The following is an 18,514-nucleotide window of genomic DNA, read 5'->3' as shown; positions in this document are numbered from 1 at the left end:
TGTATTACTGATGCTTTAAGCGTTGTGGGTAAGACTTACGGAAGGGCAAATTTCGATACGCAGCCGTTATCGCCAAATTCAGGAAGAACTGTGGCAGCGCCGTTGAGCGTGAACGTTGCTGCTTTTGCGCTGGTTCCCGAGACAATAACGCGCTTGCCGCTACGTAATTTATTCCATGCCCACATCACATTGTCTGAACCTACATGGGATTCGCTTTCGCTGATATCGGCTTCTTCAGCGTTATCGATTTTCATGGTCAGGGTATGGCCGCTGTCCATGCTGACCTGATGGCCGTTCACGTCAGTGAAGATGATAGTCGCTGCCTGTGAACCAGAGCTGTCGCAGGCCAGATACAGTTGTGACTGCCCCTTGCCGAGGATGGTGTATTCCGCTGTACCCTGCGCAAAGCCGCTTGTCCAGGCCTCGTGCTTACCGAAAGCCAGCACCTGAGCAGAGAAACAAAGTGCGAGGGTAAGCGGCACAATGGGTCTGAATGACATGATAATTTCCCTTTAATAAACAATATAAAGCACTAAAGAGTTAAGGTTTGATCCTGTAGCTGGATTATTCGGTAACCGTGAAAATGCCCTGGTCGGTGAATACCCTGGCTTCAAGGAAGCTGCAGACTACGCCCGCCGGTGGCTGAAGGTAGGTATGGCCGAAATGCCAGGTCAGGCCGTCAGCAAAATGCATCGTGGTGGGCCTGAAGGTCGCACCCTGTGCTACCCAGCCCTCAAGCCTTTTTCCTTGGTACGTGACGGTTCCTTTCGTCAGAAGCGGGCATTTACCCCGGTTGACGTCAATATTTTTAATTAGAACATTGTCAGTTTTAGCCGTAACGGTGACATTGATACCCTGAATATTCTTCTGAATATCGACCTTAATGATGTCATTTTCAGTCGCTCCGGCCGTTGAGGACAGGGTTGCCAGCAGAATAATGGCTGTCGCAGCGCTATAATATTTAGTCATAAAGGTTCCTTAAGACGTGACAATTCCTGCGAGTCATCGCATTGATTTTTAATGAAGAAATAACGTAATGACATGAATCCCAATGGATTATGTAACTGAGGGACTTATCAGGTACAACGATGAATATCGATCTGTTCGATCGATGAATTCGATCGTGACGAAGCAAAAACGCTTATCGACAAAAATGAAGATGTTTATCTAACCGAAGAAAAATCCCCACAGGGAGCGTGCCGTGCGAGCGACGGTGTGCGTAACAGCCTGTAATGCCGAACGGGCCACCTGTGGAATCGGAGCGAGGTCAATGACCTTATCGATAACCTCCACCACGGCATCACCAAAGCTGCTGCTTGCGGTGCTGATGACGCTGGTGGTGCGATACCCGTTCTGCAGGTGCGGCACAAGTGGACTGCGGGCCTGCTTTGGGAGCCGGGTAATCATGGCCTCCACCAGTCGGGACAGGCGATAACGCCCCCGGACCGAAACGGGAAGAATGTCCTGCTCAGCAATTCCTAACTGACGGGCTACCGCCTGCTGCTTCTGCGCAATTCGTTCCGCCTGTAATGCCGAGGGCTGAGCGGACGGCCAGCGCCACTGTTCGGCAGGTTCAGTTTTGTCTACCTGATTGAGTACCCATAGCACCGGCGGCTGCGGTCCGCTGTACTGCGCGAACACGTCCCGATAAAACTGCTCTTCCACCGCATAAGCCCGGTCATCGGCCTTGAGCACCCACAGCACCATATCGAGTTGCGGCATGATGTCCCGGTACAGCTCACGGTATTCACCGTCACGGGTAACACTTTCACCCACACCGGGCAAATCAACAAGCGTAAGGAAGTGAGTACCGAAACGTAGCCGTACGCGCTGTGGCTGACGGGTACAGGCCTCCACTGCATTGACTGCGCAGACTTCACTACGGAACAGCGCGTTACACAGTGAGGATTTACCGACGCCGGTTTTACCTACCATGCCAATCACCGGTTCATAAGTGACGAGACGGTTAAGTTCCTGGATTAGATGCTCGCGCAGCGCGTGCGGATAACGCCGCAGATGGCGGCGAATAAGGGCATAGCCCGAGAGATGTTTCATACTGGCCTCTGAATGAAAAAAAGGCCATCCAGAAGGGATGGCCTGTTGAAGATAAAGGTGAAGGTATTCAGTAAGATGATATATAACTGACTAAATTTTAGACCTCTGCTCTGGCGATCGATTTAAGCGGCCACTGGATGAAGGCGAATGAATTAGTTATGCGGGTCTGCTTCGTGCTAGGAGCGGACGTTTCTATAAGTCAACATTCCGGCACTTTAGGTTGAAGTTTAGGGAGTTTTAGAGTTGAGAAGATAACTTTTGAACAATTGAACCTGCAGTGTTAATAGAATGGTACGAACTTTTTTAATCAACTTCTCATATTAACGCTTAAAATTCACCCAGCTTAAGTTGTTGTGTCCTTTATATAATCCTGTTACCTTATCCGTAGGGCAGTGGTGTAAAGGTGCACGCTCTAGCAATAGAGAGGTCCAGGTTCGAATCCTGGATGCCAAAAAACTCAAGCGAGTTTTTTGGCATCAGGATTCTCGTTAGAGTATATGAGATGGCTCAGAATGATACTTCATTAATAGTTCCCCCTCCTTCGTCTCCTTGTAGAGAGGATGAGTTGTATCTTTCTGATCCTGACGCTTACATTTTTAAAGTTAAGACATGGCACCAAAGCAATTTTGACTCTGTCGCAAAAGCACTTGATGAAGCTAGAAAGCAATTAAGCAACGTTATTGCTAAAACAGAAGATACAACTCTAGAGTTAACATTTACTCGGCTTTATTCGATGCTAATGGGCATATGGATTGAATCAAGAATTCATGTTTTGCTATATGAAAACGGAGCCTTTACTGAACCAGAAAGAGCGATTGTTTACAACAACAATAGTTTGGAAGATAAATGGAAAGCTGCTTTGACTATTGCTGTAAAGAAAAGTGTTCAGTTACCATTACATATGGACTTGACCGAAGATAATTGCGATTTTAGTATTTATAATATTTATATTAAGATATCTGATTGGATCAGTGAATATTTCTCAAAAACCATTACTTATCGAAACAAAATTGCACATGGCCAATGGATCCATCCATTTACTTCCACACGCGATGATTGGCAAAGTTCAACTTATTTTAAAATTAGTGCAGATATAACGGAGGGTTTTTTAATTCGTTACGAAAATTTACTCTCTATAAATGAAAGGAAAAAATTGCTTAGTGCTATATGTACTGCAATTAATAACCTTGCAGTACAGCGTCGTCGTGACTATAAAGCTCAGGAGTTTAATGAGCACTATAGAATCATTTCTAGTCACATTCGAAATCTTCGTGATTTAGACTATAGGGATTATAAAAACAATGCTCGCGCGAGTTTCCTTGCCCAGCAAAATAGAAATTAACAAATTCGATAGCTTTCTATTTGCATTAACTTTTCACTTTCAATAAGTTATTTTTATCGCGTTTAATTAAAATTAAAATAACTCTTTTAACTAATTTATCTTCAATATTGAAAATCTTTCAGCCTCATTGTGACGCCAATATCTGCTTCTCGCTCATAGCAGACGTTGAACTATCCAGTAACATGACTGGAATGATACCTGGTGGCTGTTTGAGTTTGCCACTATGTACCGCATTTGCCTGAGAAACCATAGCCACTGGTTCATTTTCTGACGTCGATCAGCTACCACTAAAAGTAATGTTACGGCTTCTCCTCTTTTAAAATCCCGTAGACATGCTCCTCAAAGTTTGAAGGCAGGTCATCATTAAATTCGTCGAACAGGTAAGGCAACTCGGGAGAGCTCTCTTTATCATAGAGATCATTTCCGGGTATAGCTGAAGTTTCAGTGATAGGTAATGCTGTTTTGGATTTCTTCTTCAGGTCTTCTTTTTTGGCTTTTCTGCGTTTCTTCTCAACTGCGTTTATGTAGGTAAAATCGTCAGAACATGTCAGGGTTCGAGCACCTGGAATAACATTATAGATTTGGGCCTGAAGGCGAAAGAACGCCAGATAATCTTTGCGGTTGTTTTCGAATTTCCTTTCTTCTGATAAAACCAAGGAGATCGGGTCTGAAAATTGACCAACATCGGTTACTCGGTCTGGCCTGCGAATAAATAGCCCACTGTCTTCTGGAACATGTGGCCGGGATGCATCCTTAAAGCAATAGTACCCAACCTGCTCACCAGATTTGTTTTCTTTCTTACCCGATTGCATCCATTTCCTGTAAATGTCTAATGAGACTAAGCTATCGATCCGACTGTCTGGATTCTTTTTGAAAAAGAAATTCACCAGATAGAAAGGCTCAAATCTCGCATTTATCAGTATCACTCGCGAGTAACCACAGGCGGCTTTATAAAGCGGATCCGCAATTATCCTTTTCCTCATCAAGGTAAAGCGTCGTTCAAGTTCAGCGAGTTGTAGTCTGAAACGAGAGTCATCTTTTTTAATCCGTATGTTCTGTATCTTCTCCCCTTTATCAAGAGGTAAATAAAAACACAGAGTTAACATTTCAATCTGACGATGCTTTCTTACAACCTTCCGATAGTTCTCGCTGAGATAAGATAATGCCTTTTCTTTATCAGAGATCGCTTTTACAAGCGCATCTTTCCACTTTTTCTCTAACTGTTCGCTGCGGATTGGCTGAGAATCACGAAACTTCGTCTTCGGTCTTCTAAACTCTTGCCCATCGCTGGTCGCCTGGTTCAGATAAAGTTTGTCCAGCATATCGAACATCCTGAAGCTAGCTTGGGACTTTTCATCCTTATCTGGCCTTTCATCCTCCTCCAGGCGCTCGAACCCAACAAAGAAATATTGATGGCTGATTTCCCCCCACCTTTGGTTAGGACTCTCATAGGCCAGGTCTTCCCGGCGTAAGTCAAACACTCTAAAGTCATCCTTCAGGCCTGCCATCCCTCGCTCCTCTCAACTCGCTGCAACATTGAAATTGTCACTCGTCCGAACACACAATTTTCATACTTCAACTGTACGAATTTTGACGTTTATCATGTTTGTTTTTTAGTATGAAACAGCCCAATTTTAATACAATAAATCATCGTCTTTTATGATGCACATCTTCGTTTTTTAATTATTTACCTCACTTACAGATACCGTTACTACTGGGTTTATTGCCAAAAATGCTTTGCAAACAGCCTGCTCCGTCTATTTTTGGCCTATTTGTTACAGCAATATAGCGGAAAGTGGCTTAAATACGGCTCCTTTATGCCGCTGAGTTAGGTCCTGGGGGAGAGCCTTGAGATGGTAAGATTTTTAAAAATCATCTGGTCAAGACTGGCGAATATGCCAACAAGGTTAACGCCATGAGATGAGCAAATGCTCCTGCCTTAAAGCGCATGAATCGCGGGACAGAAATCATTTAATTAAGGAATAAAATGATATTTTATAGAGATGAACTTTCGTAACCCTCCACTTCCCAGAAGCGATGCCCGAGCACGGCAATCATCAGAGTAGCGCAGAACATTACGTCCCCTCATCTCATTTCAAAACTGACGCCAATATCCATTCCCATGACGATTACACTCACATGGAGAATCAGACATGAGCTACCACGACACGGCCGATATCAATCTCAGTTACGTTCAGCACACAGCCCTGAGCCAAAAGCTACGACGACATCAGGACCAGTTATTTGAGCGTTATTCCAAGCTGTTAATGCTACGGGTGGACTTCTCGTACCTGCAGGACAGCGATTCGCATGGTCAGGGAGATATTCATTCAACAGTAGCGGATATAACGTTACTGATTCAACGCAGTGGGGATATCAACGGGCTGGTGGGTTACGCATGGGTGCTGGAACAAACTGAACAGCATGGTTACCACATCCACGCCGCGTTTTACCTCAACGGTCAGAAGCATCGCCAGGTCTGGACTGTCTTTGAAGCACTCAGGGATACCTGGAAGAATGTGACGTGGGGAGAAGGGCATACACACCGTTGTGAACCTAAAGAGCATTATCGCGTGCGAGGAGAATGGGTGACCTCTTATGACGATGCCAGAGGCCGTAGAGGTATGCAGTATATCCTCAGCTACCTCAGCAAGCAGGCACAGAAAAGCCTGGGGGTTATCTGCCAGTTGAGTGACCTTCCTGCACCACGGACAGCAGGCAGGCGGCGAAAAGCCAGTTAAAAAATACGTCGGTGCCACATCGTTTGAAGGAGTCTGCATTCACCATACCTGGCTCCTTCTCCCATTCATTCAAGGAGAAAAATGATGACCACACCTGCCAGCCTTCTTACCGACAAATTTGTCGATATGGCGTTTATCACAAAACTCACCGGCTTAACCGACAAATGGTTCTACAAACTCATTTCATTGGGTGAATTCCCTAAACCCATTAAGCTGGGCAGAAGCTCCCGCTGGCTTGAAAGCGAAGTGGAAGCCTGGCTGCAGCAACGCATTGCTCAGTCCCGGCAGTAACCTGTCGAACGCAGTCACATCTCCCACCTGATTTAACACCACCAGTCCTATGACCTGCACTGCTGCCCTCCTTGGGACGGTTTACGCCTGCGCGGTCGTATGGCAAAGGACCAATACTATGACGATTTATGCCAAATCATTTATCGCGCTTGACGGTAATCAGCGCCTCACGGGCGCGGTCACTGCACAGCTTAGCACTTACGACCGCTACACCTGCCACCTCTGCGGCAGCGCGCTGGTATTCCACCCTGAATGGGGTACTAACCGTCCGTGGTTTGAACACACATGGGAAGACCTGACAGAGAACGGACGCCACCATTGCCCGTATGTGCATCCTGAGCCAAAGGAAGTACGGAGGATTCGCATGCTGCACCGTTACGTCCCTGATGTCCTCCCGGTAGTGCGGAAGGCCGGATGGCACTGTTCGGAGTGCGACAGCGATTACCACGGCGAACGGTACTGCATGACCTGCCGTACCGGTGATTACAACCGGGCGCTCTCCGGTGCAGCAGACCGGAATAGGAAGGTAACGGTATGCGCATACTGAAATGCTTTCTGGCAAACAACATATACAACAAGTATGTCACTGCCAAGAAGGCCGCTGAAGCCTCCAATACCAATGAATACTGGACATGCGCTAGCTGTGGCTGCAGGCTTATATTACATAAAGGGGATGAGAAAGAAGGTCCCTGGTTTGAACATATTCAGCACTCGATATCTCACCATCAACTGATGAAGTGCGCCTGGGTTGACCCATGGGAGAAGGAAGCTGCCCGTATTAAAAAATTGCGGCAGATCACTTATGCGATCGATACCTCGACCAGCCCGCCCACTCACTGGTACTGCGTTCTTTGTACTGAAGATTACGTCGGTAACAAGCATTGTAAAAAATGCCATTCTGGTATTTACAGCATTGAGCATACTGCTAACAAAGCGCTCTTCTTATCTGACTAGCCGAATAAATTTACCCTTCTCCTCTCTTACTTTGTTTGGAGGCCTATTCAGATAGTGGTGATTGATGATTAAAAGCTGAAGCTCACCTTTTTTATTGGTATTTCGTTCACAACTTTGAAAGGCCTCGATATTTATATTCCAATAACCTTAAGGTGAGCTTCTTACTTTTATCGTTGTTTCAGAGGGATCCTTCGTCTAGCATACAACGTATCCAGAGATAGTTGGAACTTATACTCCCCAGTCTTCAGCTTTCTCGATTTAAGCATCTTCATCGTAACGCCGCTGATCTGCCCCGCCTCCACCCTTCTCTCAATTTCACCGGCGCTCAACATAAGCTGCTGCTTCAATATCGACAGCAGGCTGACCTGAAATGAACGGGAAATCCTGACACTAACGCGGACCCGCTGGTGGGCAGTGATGCTTACCGGCCAGCGCTCCTGAACGGTAAAATCAGGCCGACCCGATAGCTCTGCGTTGTTCCGCTTCAGAATCGCGATATCACTGGCAAAGTGCTGTACCGTGGGGGCATCGTTTGTCATTAGCCGATGATAAAGCTGGCGGTCGATCTTGCTGACGTGCAGGCGTGAAAACAGGGAGATATTCCAGGTGTAATCACAGTGTGTGCATTTATAGATATTCCACACGTCCAGCACCTTCTTTTGCGAATTAACCCGAAATGCCCCTGATGGTGTGAAGTCCCGTTTAATGTTGCATGAAGGGCAGCGTTTCGCGATGCGCTGATATCCCACAGGCGTGACGGTCCATGTAACTTTCATAACGTACCTTTTTTAACCCATACAAAACCGGATCCGTACTGAACGGACCATGAGTATTTATGTATGAAAAATATTTAACCGATGTTTTTCAGTGGGTTAATAAAAGATTTCCAACATTACAATCCTGTAGATGGTCAACGAGATAAGTCGAGGCTATCAAAATGGCACTTATCGGGTAAATGAGTTCAATCAATATTCATGGTGGTTACAGCGGGGGGGTATTGATCTGACCCGCTAAAGTCCGTGCAGTAAGTTTGTATGTTTAGCAGGTAATCAACTGACTGAAGGAGCACGTGATGACGCAGCATGAGTGGTTTTTTCAGACCTGCGAAATGGCGATGTATGCACCTGATGCACATAATGACTACTGCAGCAGCCGAAGCGGTACTCTTAAACACTGGTAAAAGGCGATACAGGGTTTCCTGGATTGCTGGCAAAAAGTCGGGCACAAAAAAACGTTACCTGACGGCAATGCCAGCCTGGGCGCATAAAGCGGACTAGTGATTTGAGCTGATTATCTACACTCCCCCTGAATCCTTTAAGGAGAGCCGATGTTTTCTTACATTATGCTCGGAACCAACGACCTGCCACGCGCTATTACATTCTACGATCCGTTGATGGAGATGCTGGGGTATCCCCGTGGTGGCAGGAATGAGGACGTCGCATGGTGGGGCGTTTTCAACGGTAATAACACGACAGCACTGGGTGTCGGTAGACCTTTTGATAAACAGGATGCCACGACAGGAAATGGTGTGATGGTCGCCCTGATTGCACGTTCTGCCGAACACATCCAGCAGCTTCACGCGCTCGCGTTAAGCCACGACGGCACTGACGAAGGAGCTCCGGGCCTGCGTCCACATTACGGCGAAGGATTCTACAGCGCTTACGTCAGAGACCCTGATGGCAACAAGCTAGCTTTCGTCTATTACACCGCACAATCCTGAGAACGATAAATCGGGGGCCTCAGGGCCCCTACCTGCCGCTCATATATCCTTTATAAAACCCGCTCCAGACCAAACAGCTGCGCATTCTAAAAGTCGTTCTCACATTCAAAAACACAGTCGCCATTTTGCCTGAAGTCATGAGCCTGCCGGTAATATAAGTCACGGAACCGCATTTCATATTGATCGGTGCCAACGATCAATATCGAAAAACCGATCTATCAAAACGATTATCTTTCATGCGCCCTGCCTGGTTATCCTTGTCTTAACTTACTCGAAGAAAAACCTTTTATTACGGTTAGTTATCTAGCCGAGGCTTGCTACGCCCATTTTCCATGTATCCCAAATTACGAGGTCGCAAAGACGCGGAAAGATGAAGAGATGCGCACGTTGCAACAAAAAAAGAAGTGTCCTTGAGCGATTGCTCTCACTCGATAAAGAATTCTGCGACGAGTGCTTGTTTGATATCGACCAGGAAATCAGGGAAAGACGGATTATCCCAATCAGACGCCTCAGGGATGACAACGAAGGAAAATCATAGCTCAATATGAAAAATAGAATCGATGTCAGCGTCATTATCCCTGCTTACAATGCCGCTGAGACCATTGATAGTCTGGTTAATAAAATCCTCAGTGAAACCCACGTGGCTATTGAACTTATCGTTATTGATGACGGTTCTACTGATGAAACAGCCAACATTCTTCGTCAAATCCATGATGACCGACTCATTCTCATCAAGCAGACCAATCAAGGCGTCTACGCAGCACGCAATACGGCCCTAGACATCCATCGGGGAGAGTGGGTTGTTTTCCTCGATGCTGACGATGATATTACCGACGGGTTCATTGAAAAACGATGGCAAGCAGCTACCGCGTCGCAAGCCGACGTCGTGATCTTTAATGGCTGGCATTCTGGCGCTGACAACCACCGAAGAGCCGTTCATACTAAGCAGCCCTGTGAAGCGACGTTGTCAGGTCATGAGTGGATCAGACACTGCGTTATCCATCGCGAATGGCCGCATTACCTGTGGCTGCAAATGGTCAGATCATCCTATATCAAACAGCATTCACTGCACTTCCAGCCCGGAAGAAGCCATAAAGACATTCTCTGGACGGTTCATCTTGCGGCGAGCAATGGTCGATTCTGCACATTGGATATTAAGGACTATATCTATATCAATAATAAGGCCTCTATCACGCATCGGCCGGATTACTACGATATTCGTGCTATAAGCTATGTTGAAGTGATCGAAGATATCATCCAGTTAGCGGATGATAAACAAAACAAAAAAATAAAGATATTTTTGTACCGGCATGCGCTAGTTGAGGCTCGTCACTTTTTGGGGTTATATCGGAAAAAGGTTATGGATAAATCCAACGTTAAAACCAGTTCCAACAAAAATATATCCTTTATTAGTTTATTCCAAGGTATTAGCAGCCTCAGTGACATATTTTTCTTTATCAAGCTAATGCGTACAATTTTTTAGCGTGCATAAAATAATGCTCTGTTGGTGCTACCTAACCTTCTTAAGTGCTGGGCAATTGTAGTCCTATAGCTACAAAATACTGCAGTAAGTAACCACCAAGTAGCATCCCTAAAGCGATGTTACCTGGTAGTGTCTCGGCAGTTAACCTAGAAACGATAATTGAGAATTACAACTGACGTTGTTCCAAGCTAGAATATATCGTTTTAATTTCGCTTTTTAAACTTTCGCCACGGTATACCATCGACGTATCGTATCGTTGATATCTCTCATCGCGCGTAGCGCTAAACCAATTAAAGGAACCGACGCAGAGCAGCCCCTCATCACCAATCACAATCTTACTGTGAACACGATTAACCAGCTTCGTCGTGACACCCATTTTATTCAACTTTTCCAATGCTTCATTTAGGCGCTGATGTTTTTCTTTGCGCTTTTCAAAATCTGCATGCTCTGTATTAAACGTTTTATCCGTTACTACAGTGATATTAATACCACGGGTGCGCGCCTGAGACATCGATGCCAGAAAACCTGTTTGTTCCAGCTTTTGCCAGGTGAGCCATGGAGAAACGATAGTAATGCTCTGGTTAATGGCGTCAAAAGTCTGATTCAGAAACGCATCATGTTGCTCCACCCCGTGTAGGGTTGAAATCTGCGTTTGTGAGGTACTTAAATCCTGACGCTCCTGAAACTCAAACTGCAATGCATTATCAGTGGAGGCAAACAGGTATTTCGCCAGCAATCCCCGAGGTGACGATCCGGGTTGGATCTCAAACAGATCCATATCACCAAAGACCAGGAAGCTGTCTTTAGCTCGTGAAACGGCGACGTTCAGCATGCTACTGTCGCTGTCAATAAAACTGCCATCTTCATGCTTCGAATATACAGGGGAGAAAAGCACAATCGCCCTTTCCGCCCCCTGCAATGAATGAACAGTACCGACTGTCAGCGAATTTTCATCGCCACTACAATTAATATCCAGCTTACCTAATGACGATTTAATCGTACTGACTTGTGCCGAAAATGGGGTAACAACCCCCACTACTTTATGTAGAGGTTCGCCATAATGACGCTCGATTTCCTCTTTGTGCGCTGCAAGCCATGCCGCAATCGTCTTCGCTTCAAAGTCGTTATAGCGACTTCCACCATTGGCCTGCATACCTTTACCATCGATATGCAAATATCCCATTGCTGGAAATATTGTCTCTTTTTCTTCCCCTCGTTTGGGCTGCAACTTACCGTGATAGCAGAGGGTGTTACAGTAGCCAATGATGTTATCGAAGCAACGACGGTGTTCATAAAGGTACATCCCTCTCGCCAGATCCGGATCGTACTGGTAGCGGGAATTAAACTGTGCAACCTTCATAACGCTGCCAGATGCAGCACTTTTTCCAGAGTCACACACCAGGGCATAAGCTTCAGTAAGTTCTTCCTGCGTACCTCCCGGAAGAATGTTCTCCTCAACCATATTGCCGATATCAATACCGGGCAAGCTATTCCAGATAGGCGCAATCTGTTCTGTGTCACCAATCACCAGGGCTTTCTTCGCCAGTGCAAAAGAAGCTGCCGCAACCTCAGGCAACACCTGCCCCGCTTCATCGACAATCAGCAAATCGGCAAAGTTATATAAATAGCCATCATCAAACTTCTTGCCGCCAACATGCTCCCTGATGAGCATATGGTGAGGAAGCATAAAGCAGGTCATCACGACACAAGGGGTTAGTTTCATTCTACGCAGCCAGCGGGCTTTAATGGCCTTCGCCCCTTTAAGACCTTTTTCTTTTTGAAGGTTATCGATAGCAGCCATATCCATCAGCCACCGGCCTTCCCAGTAATGCGTCGCCAGCAGAAACGCCGGGAAACGGAGCTGTGTATCTGCAAGCTCATCGGCTTCATGCAGACTCAACTCTGTTTCGCCCGGATTTCCCAGTGAGTGAGTAATATCGTGCCAGCGTATAGCTGCTTCGCTTTCACGTCGGGAAATGTCCTCAGCAAGATCAATTTGCTGTTGATACCCAGCCTGCTCTTTATGAGCTTGTTCAATCAATCCATCGATAAAGGCATCAATTCCATCAGGCTGAGATCCCTGGAATGCTGTCATTCTTTGGCCAAACGTAGCCTCCAAAAACAGCTTCATTTGATAGTGACGCTTAGTACGCACGGCAGGAAGCCAGGAGAAGAGAGTGTACATGATCGACTCACCGGCTCGATATTGCTCCCACTGTTTTTTGCCTTGCGTTAATAGCGAGATTTCATTTGTGCTATTGAGCAGTAACGTTCTCTTATCCTGAATATACTGTTCGAGATCGTCACTGATGGCATGCCGCTCCTGACGAATTGCGTTGAGGTCATCCCACGCAGGCTCGATTTGCTCAAGCTCTGCAGAGATTTCAACCAAACGCTGATGCAAGAGATCCACAACCTGTTCAGGTGAATGACATTCCTTACTAGGAAAAGCTGCCCTTGCCTTTTCAAGGAAGAAGCACCGGGCATCTTCAACATATTCAAGGGATTCAACACGGTTAAAAAAGTCTTCCGTCTGGTATTTTTTTACCGCCTCGGCTCTCCGTCCCGAAGACGGGAAGTAAGCGCCAAAGCTTTTTACTTCAGGTAACCAACGCCCGGCCATAGGCCCAGTGCCGGTAGCAAAATCTTTACCGAAGGCCTCGATAATGTTGGTGACGGCCTGATTGTTGGTTGATGTCGCAATCACCACCGGCGGTTCAGTTTTGTTTAAAGCTGCCCTCGCCCACTCAGTAGCAATGATTGAAAGAACCAGAGTAGTTTTCCCGGTTCCCGGAGGACCGTTCACGGCAAGAATATCGCCCGGCTGTTGAGTGAGGTAATGGCTAAGGGCATCGCGCTGCGCCACAGCCAGCGGAAATTTATCACCAGAATGCCCCAGACGCTCACTGAACATGGCATTACTGGCAAGGAGCGGCTCAACAGGAAACTTATCTTTCGAGGCAAAGCGCGCCAGCAATGGCACCTCTTTTTTGCACGACAGCAGATGATCGTACATAGGCAGGATATGGAGGCTGGCCCCTCCAGGCTGGTTGGCTTTAATAATGTAGCCATATCCAGCTGGTTCATATTGCTCAGGTGATGCGAGCCATCTGCCAGCAACATTTTTTAAAAGTTCATCAGTGTCTTTAAGGTACTTTTGCCACAACTGCTGATAACGAGCATATCGTTCCACTCGTTGATCATCAGTCTCAACAAGCAGCTCATCCTCATTACTGGGACCAAAAGTAATTGAATCATGCGTGGTTTTGTACTTGTCATATTCCGGCATTTCACCAATAGAAAAGGTACCCTTAGGGAGAGGTTCGAGCAGGTCACGGGGAATGGTGGCTGGCGATGTAGGGAATAAAAAGCCTTCGCGGTTCAACAGTGCAGAAGTCACCAGAGGCGTAACTATACTTGGTACGCCTGCCGTACGTTCCTTGCCATGCTTTAACAGACGGATCCATACTTGTGGCCGTAGTAGTACCTCAACGGTCTTAACCTGCTCGTCTTCGCCCTCGAAGAACGATTGCACGATCTCTTCACCCAACCTTCCCTGATCAACGTTCATCCATTGCGTGAATGAATCTTCATCTTTGCGCTCAAATGCCCCTTTTCCAGACTCGGCATCAGCTAAGGTATTACGCCAGTATGAAGTGAATCCTTGAGTATTGCTGTCCATTCCCCATCCCGTGACTTAAATAAAACTATTGATTTCGTTGATATAAAATCCTCATGGTTAAACATTGTCCACGATGCGAGTACGAGCGCAAGAATTTGTTTGTGCTGAGAGGAATATCAAATTGCCTTTTGACCTGAAGCTGTTAAAACAACCGAGGCAGAAGCCATTTATTATGTGATACAGCATGAATATCAAGCTGTTCGTTAACACCATCGTTCCATACTAGGTTAGGGCTGGACTAAGGAGCGTACTTGGTTAAACTGGGACGATTCGAAACTATCTTTGGCTGCTTGTACCTTTTTGTGAACATACCAACAGTTATGCAGGCCAAGTTTAGTTCTTCATTCAGATGTAAAAATGAGCAGTGATTAGGAAGAAAAATGGATCATAGTGTACACAACAAGCTTATCTCTTTTATTTGGAACATTGCCGACGATTGTTTACGCGATGTGTACGTTCGAGGTAAGTACCGCGATGTGATTTTACCTATGGTGGTTTTGCGGCGTTTGGATACTTTGTTAGAGCCAACCAAAGAAGCTGTGTTAGCGGAAGTTAAGTTCCAAAAAGAAGAGATGCAAGCTACAGAGCTGGATGATGAGCCCTTAAAGTCAGCCAGTGGCTATGTGTTTTATAACACGTCAAAATGGACATTGAAGTCACTGTTTAGCACCGCAACGAACAATCAGCAAATACTCCTGGCAAACTTTGAAGAGTACTTACTTGGCTTTAGCGATAACGTTAAAGAAATCGTTGAATGCTTTAACCTTAAGTCACAGATTCGCCACATGGCTGCGAAGCAAGTTCTGCTGGATGTGGTTGAGAAATTTGTATCTCCCTACATCAATTTAACGCCAGAAATCGTGGAAGATCCCGATGGCAACAAGATGCCAGCCCTCACCAACTTGGGTATGGGCTATGTGTTTGAAGAGTTAATCCGTAAGTTTAATGAAGAAAACAACGAAGAAGCCGGTGAACACTTTACGCCCAGGGAAGTGATCGAGCTGATGACACACTTGGTTTTTGATCCGGTGAAGGACCAGCTTCCACTCACCATGACTGTTTACGACCCAGCCTGTGGTAGTGGCGGTATGTTAACTGAGTCTCAGAATTTCATTGAAGAGAAGTATCCTAATGACAATCGGGATATCTATCTGTATGGCAAAGAGATTAACGACGAAACCTACGCTATCTGTAAATCAGACATGATGATTAAAGGTAATAACCCTGAGAACATCAAAGTAGGCTCTACACTATCTACAGACGAGTTTGCATCCTCGCGGTTTGACTTTATGTTGTCCAACCCGCCTTACGGAAAAAGTTGGGCATCTGAGCAGAAGCACATCAAAGACGGAAGCGATGTGATTGACCCTCGCTTTAAAGTTAGCCTGAAAGACTATTGGGGTAACGTTGAAGTAGTCGATGCCACACCGCGCTCAAGTGATGGCCAGCTACTGTTCTTAATGGAAATGGTCAACAAGATGAAAGATCCCAGCGTCAGTCCTCACGGTAGCCGGATCGCATCTGTTCACAATGGCTCATCCTTGTTTACTGGGGATGCGGGCGGAGGGGAGAGTAATATTCGCCGGTTTATTATCGAAAACGATATGCTGGACGCCATCGTTCAATTACCTAATAACCTGTTCTATAACACAGGTATTACTACCTACATTTGGGTTCTTAATAACAATAAGCCCGCCTCTCGAAAAGGCAAGGTGCAGTTGATTGATGCTAGCTTACTCTATCGCAAATTGCGTAAAAATTTAGGCAATAAAAACTGCGAATTTGCACCTGAACATATTACTGAGATCACCGATACTTACCTTTCCTGCTTGGATGTTGAAAGGCTGCTAGATACAAACAATGACCCTATTGGTATTGCCAGCAAGGTATTTAGCAATGATGACTTTGGTTACTATAAAGTCACTATTGAACGTCCAGACCGACGTAAAGCACGCTTTACTCAGGACGCTATTGCACCACTGCGCTTTGATAAACAATTTAGCTACGTGATGGCACATTTGTATGCTGAATACGGTGATGATATCTATAAAAACACAGGATTCGGTAGTGATCGGAAAAAGAGTTTCCTGAAATCCATTGAGAAAGAAATCTTCGCTTGGTGTGAAGAGAACGAAATTAACTTAAATGCAAAATCCAAGACCAAATTACTTGATGTCAAGTATTGGTTGGCACTTAGGACCGTTCTGGAGACCGCTCAAAAATTGATGTCTGACATTGGCGATAATGAATTTGATGATTTTAATGAGTTCACGAGCCTTGTCGATAAAACACTTAAAGTGAGCGGTGTGAAATTATCTGCATCTGAGAAAAATATTATATTGAATGCCGTCAGTTGGTATGACGAATCAGCAAAGAAAGTAGTTAAAAAGGTCGTTAAGCTAAGCGATGATAAATTAGATGATCTGCTTGACCGTTATGAATGTGAAGTGGACGACTTACCTGATTTCGGCTACTACCCAAGCGGGAAGAAAGGTGAATACATAACTTACGAGACCAATACTGATCTTCGTGACTCTGAGTCTGTTCCATTGAAACAAAGTATTTATCAATACTTTCTCGATGAAGTAAAACCGCATATCGATGAAGCCTGGATTAACCTAGATTCCGTGAAAATTGGCTATGAAATTAGCTTTAACAAATATTTCTACCGTCATAAACCTCTACGAAGCCTAGAAGAAGTGGCAACCGATATTATCAATCTGGAACAAAAAGCAGATGGGTTAATTGCGCAGATTTTAGGAATAGAAGTGGCAGAAGTAAAGGGAGAGGCCTGATGAACAGTTTGTCTTTAATGCCTAAATATGAGGCATATCAGAACTCAGGTGTAGAATGGTTAGGAGATATTCCAAATTCATGGGATTTACTGGCGAATAAATATATATTCAAACTCAAGAAAAGCCTTGTCGGGAAAAAATCTGATGATTACGAACTTTTATCACTGACTCTAAGAGGTATTATCAAAAGGGATATGGATAATCCTGAGGGGAAGTTTCCTGCGGAGTTTGATACATATCAGGAAGTTAAAATAGGTGATTTTGTTTTTTGTCTCTTTGATGTTGAAGAGACCCCCAGAACAGTTGGTTTATCTTTATACGATGGCATGATTACTGGTGCTTATACAGTATTCGAAACCAGCACAAATTTTAACAAAAAATTTCTTTATTACTTTTATTTGAATCTAGATTCAAATAAGCGCCTGAAACCAATATATCGTGGGCTAAGAAATACGATTCCAAAAGAATCTTTTATGGGGATAAAGACATTTGTACCTCCTTATGAACAGCAATATTTAATCGCATTTTACCTAGATAAAAAAACAGCACAAATCGACGAAGCGATAGCAATCAAAGAGCAGCAAATCAACCTGCTGAAAGAGCGTAAGAAAATCATCATTCAAAAGGCAGTCATGCAAGGACTTGATCCAAACGTGATGTTGAAAGAATCAGGTGTGGATTGGATTGGTAAAATCCCAGATCATTGGGAGGTTAAGCGTCTTAAATACATTTTAGAAGAGCGAAGTGAACGATCAAAAACAGGAGAGGAGCCTCTGTTTATGGTCAGCCAGATTCATGGTTTAGTTGTTAGGGCAGATTATCACGATAAGGCAGAAGTAGCTGCAAGCAACATCGATAATAAAGTGGTTTACGAGAATGATCTAGTTTTTAATAAGTTGAAAGCTCACTTGGGTGTGTTCTTCAAAAGCAGTATTGAATTTAAAGGATTAGTCAGTCCTGATTACGCTGTTTATAAATGTAAAGATCATATAGTAGATGCAAAGTATTTGGAAATATTATTTCGCCATCCTTCATATATTGAACAATTCATTATTCGTGCTACGGGAATTGTAGAAGGCTTAATCAGATTATATACCGGTGATCTTTTTGACATTCATGTTCCAGTAGCACCCGCAGAAGAGCAATTGGCAATTCTTGCATATGCTGAAGAACAATCTAAGACATACGATCTTGCAATTGAGTTGCAACAGACACAAACCGAAAAACTTAAAGAATACAAAGCAACTCTGATCAATAGCGTTGTGACAGGCAAAATAAAAATTACCCCAGAGATGGTGGAGCGATAGGATACTGCAATATGTTTACGGTGAATTATCAAACCTGTCCGGTTAAGATCAGGAAGTTCAGCAAACGTGGCTTTCGGGGTTTTACCGCACGCAAACGTCTTAAGAAATGGACTGCGCGCCAGCCTGAAGCACTAAGCAAAAAAA

15 protein-coding genes and 1 pseudogene are annotated in these 18,514 nt (G+C 44.9%); 10 read left to right on the top strand and 6 right to left on the bottom strand.

The window, feature by feature from the left end; genetic code table 11:
* Positions 1-35: 35 nt before the first annotated feature.
* The 3 genes from FDW97_RS16330 to FDW97_RS16320 all read right to left on the bottom strand — a co-directional run bounded on the left by FDW97_RS16330 (position 36) and on the right by FDW97_RS16320 (position 2,055).
* The gene (locus tag FDW97_RS16330; protein ID WP_004128343.1) at positions 36-500 is read right to left on the bottom strand and encodes a hypothetical protein; all 465 of its coding nucleotides are present in this window, start codon (positions 498-500) and stop codon (positions 36-38) included.
* Positions 501-564: 64 nt separating this feature from the next.
* Positions 565-969, bottom strand: a complete 405-nt coding sequence (locus tag FDW97_RS16325) for a hypothetical protein (protein WP_014882359.1) — start codon at positions 967-969, stop codon at positions 565-567.
* Between the two features lie 198 nt (positions 970-1,167).
* Positions 1,168-2,055, bottom strand: a complete 888-nt coding sequence (locus tag FDW97_RS16320) for a GTPase family protein (RefSeq protein ID WP_137351333.1) — start codon at positions 2,053-2,055, stop codon at positions 1,168-1,170.
* Positions 2,056-2,557: 502 nt separating this feature from the next.
* On the opposite strand from FDW97_RS16320, the gene FDW97_RS16315 reads away from it, so the two are divergent.
* A complete protein-coding gene (locus FDW97_RS16315) occupies positions 2,558-3,397 on the top strand; it encodes a hypothetical protein (protein ID WP_137351332.1) in 840 nt (279 codons plus the stop codon).
* A gap of 299 nt (positions 3,398-3,696) precedes the next feature.
* Here the strand turns inward: FDW97_RS16315 and FDW97_RS16310 are convergent, their stop codons facing one another.
* Positions 3,697-4,905, bottom strand: coding sequence for a hypothetical protein (locus tag FDW97_RS16310; RefSeq protein WP_137351331.1), 1,209 nt, complete (start codon positions 4,903-4,905; stop codon positions 3,697-3,699).
* A 645-nt stretch (positions 4,906-5,550) separates the two neighbouring features.
* Between FDW97_RS16310 and FDW97_RS16305 the strand changes: the two genes are divergently transcribed.
* The 4 genes from FDW97_RS16305 to FDW97_RS16290 all read left to right on the top strand — a co-directional run bounded on the left by FDW97_RS16305 (position 5,551) and on the right by FDW97_RS16290 (position 7,383).
* On the top strand, positions 5,551-6,138 hold the full coding sequence (locus tag FDW97_RS16305; RefSeq protein ID WP_137351330.1) for an inovirus-type Gp2 protein: 588 nt from the start codon (positions 5,551-5,553) through the stop codon (positions 6,136-6,138).
* An 84-nt stretch (positions 6,139-6,222) separates the two neighbouring features.
* A complete protein-coding gene (locus FDW97_RS16300) occupies positions 6,223-6,429 on the top strand; it encodes an AlpA family transcriptional regulator (protein ID WP_045333443.1) in 207 nt (68 codons plus the stop codon).
* 118 nt (positions 6,430-6,547) lie between these two features.
* The gene (locus FDW97_RS16295) at positions 6,548-6,976 is read left to right on the top strand and encodes a putative zinc ribbon protein (protein ID WP_137351329.1); all 429 of its coding nucleotides are present in this window, start codon (positions 6,548-6,550) and stop codon (positions 6,974-6,976) included.
* Entirely contained in the window at positions 6,964-7,383 is a 420-nt protein-coding gene (locus FDW97_RS16290; RefSeq protein WP_137351328.1) for a putative zinc ribbon protein, read from the top strand. The genes FDW97_RS16295 and FDW97_RS16290 overlap by 13 nt, the downstream gene beginning before the upstream one ends.
* 167 nt (positions 7,384-7,550) lie before the next feature.
* Here the strand turns inward: FDW97_RS16290 and FDW97_RS16285 are convergent, their stop codons facing one another.
* Positions 7,551-8,159: a DUF1062 domain-containing protein gene (locus FDW97_RS16285; protein WP_137351327.1), complete on the bottom strand. Its 609-nt coding sequence runs from the start codon at positions 8,157-8,159 to the stop codon at positions 7,551-7,553.
* A 296-nt stretch (positions 8,160-8,455) separates the two neighbouring features.
* On the opposite strand from FDW97_RS16285, the pseudogene FDW97_RS23650 reads away from it, so the two are divergent.
* The 3 genes and pseudogenes from FDW97_RS23650 to FDW97_RS16270 all read left to right on the top strand — a co-directional run bounded on the left by FDW97_RS23650 (position 8,456) and on the right by FDW97_RS16270 (position 10,586).
* Positions 8,456-8,660, top strand: a pseudogene (locus FDW97_RS23650) (hypothetical protein).
* A gap of 50 nt (positions 8,661-8,710) precedes the next feature.
* Positions 8,711-9,103 (top strand): VOC family protein, encoded by a 393-nt coding sequence (locus FDW97_RS16275; protein WP_137351326.1) that lies wholly within the window; start codon positions 8,711-8,713, stop codon positions 9,101-9,103.
* 544 nt (positions 9,104-9,647) lie between these two features.
* Positions 9,648-10,586, top strand: coding sequence for a glycosyltransferase (locus FDW97_RS16270; RefSeq protein ID WP_137351325.1), 939 nt, complete (start codon positions 9,648-9,650; stop codon positions 10,584-10,586).
* 166 nt (positions 10,587-10,752) lie between these two features.
* Here FDW97_RS16270 and FDW97_RS16265 read toward each other — a convergent pair whose 3' ends face one another.
* A complete protein-coding gene (locus FDW97_RS16265; RefSeq protein WP_137351324.1) occupies positions 10,753-14,268 on the bottom strand; it encodes an AAA domain-containing protein in 3,516 nt (1,171 codons plus the stop codon).
* A 380-nt stretch (positions 14,269-14,648) separates the two neighbouring features.
* Between FDW97_RS16265 and FDW97_RS16260 the strand changes: the two genes are divergently transcribed.
* Positions 14,649-17,063, top strand: coding sequence for a class I SAM-dependent DNA methyltransferase (locus tag FDW97_RS16260; RefSeq protein WP_137351323.1), 2,415 nt, complete (start codon positions 14,649-14,651; stop codon positions 17,061-17,063).
* Positions 17,063-18,370: a restriction endonuclease subunit S gene (locus tag FDW97_RS16255; protein ID WP_137351322.1), complete on the top strand. Its 1,308-nt coding sequence runs from the start codon at positions 17,063-17,065 to the stop codon at positions 18,368-18,370. Before FDW97_RS16260 ends, FDW97_RS16255 begins: the two co-directional genes overlap by 1 nt.
* The last annotated feature ends 144 nt before the right edge of the window (positions 18,371-18,514 follow it).

Source organism: Citrobacter sp. wls708 (assembly GCF_005281255.1).
In the GTDB taxonomy this organism is placed as follows: Bacteria; Pseudomonadota; Gammaproteobacteria; order Enterobacterales; family Enterobacteriaceae; genus Citrobacter; species Citrobacter werkmanii.
The sequence above is the reverse complement of the archived record's forward strand: the minus strand, read 5'-3'. Positions and strand labels throughout refer to the sequence as shown.

Coding starts and splice junctions, on each gene's coding strand:
- FDW97_RS16330 (WP_004128343.1), bottom strand. CDS start 500: ATGTCATTCAGACCCATTGTGCCGCTTACCCTCGCACTTTGTTTCTCT.
- FDW97_RS16325 (WP_014882359.1), bottom strand. CDS start 969: ATGACTAAATATTATAGCGCTGCGACAGCCATTATTCTGCTGGCAACC.
- FDW97_RS16320 (WP_137351333.1), bottom strand. CDS start 2,055: ATGAAACATCTCTCGGGCTATGCCCTTATTCGCCGCCATCTGCGGCGT.
- FDW97_RS16315 (WP_137351332.1), top strand. CDS start 2,558: ATGGCTCAGAATGATACTTCATTAATAGTTCCCCCTCCTTCGTCTCCT.
- FDW97_RS16310 (WP_137351331.1), bottom strand. CDS start 4,905: ATGGCAGGCCTGAAGGATGACTTTAGAGTGTTTGACTTACGCCGGGAA.
- FDW97_RS16305 (WP_137351330.1), top strand. CDS start 5,551: ATGAGCTACCACGACACGGCCGATATCAATCTCAGTTACGTTCAGCAC.
- FDW97_RS16300 (WP_045333443.1), top strand. CDS start 6,223: ATGACCACACCTGCCAGCCTTCTTACCGACAAATTTGTCGATATGGCG.
- FDW97_RS16295 (WP_137351329.1), top strand. CDS start 6,548: ATGACGATTTATGCCAAATCATTTATCGCGCTTGACGGTAATCAGCGC.
- FDW97_RS16290 (WP_137351328.1), top strand. CDS start 6,964: ATGCGCATACTGAAATGCTTTCTGGCAAACAACATATACAACAAGTAT.
- FDW97_RS16285 (WP_137351327.1), bottom strand. CDS start 8,159: ATGAAAGTTACATGGACCGTCACGCCTGTGGGATATCAGCGCATCGCG.
- FDW97_RS16275 (WP_137351326.1), top strand. CDS start 8,711: ATGTTTTCTTACATTATGCTCGGAACCAACGACCTGCCACGCGCTATT.
- FDW97_RS16270 (WP_137351325.1), top strand. CDS start 9,648: ATGAAAAATAGAATCGATGTCAGCGTCATTATCCCTGCTTACAATGCC.
- FDW97_RS16265 (WP_137351324.1), bottom strand. CDS start 14,268: ATGGACAGCAATACTCAAGGATTCACTTCATACTGGCGTAATACCTTA.
- FDW97_RS16260 (WP_137351323.1), top strand. CDS start 14,649: ATGGATCATAGTGTACACAACAAGCTTATCTCTTTTATTTGGAACATT.
- FDW97_RS16255 (WP_137351322.1), top strand. CDS start 17,063: ATGAACAGTTTGTCTTTAATGCCTAAATATGAGGCATATCAGAACTCA.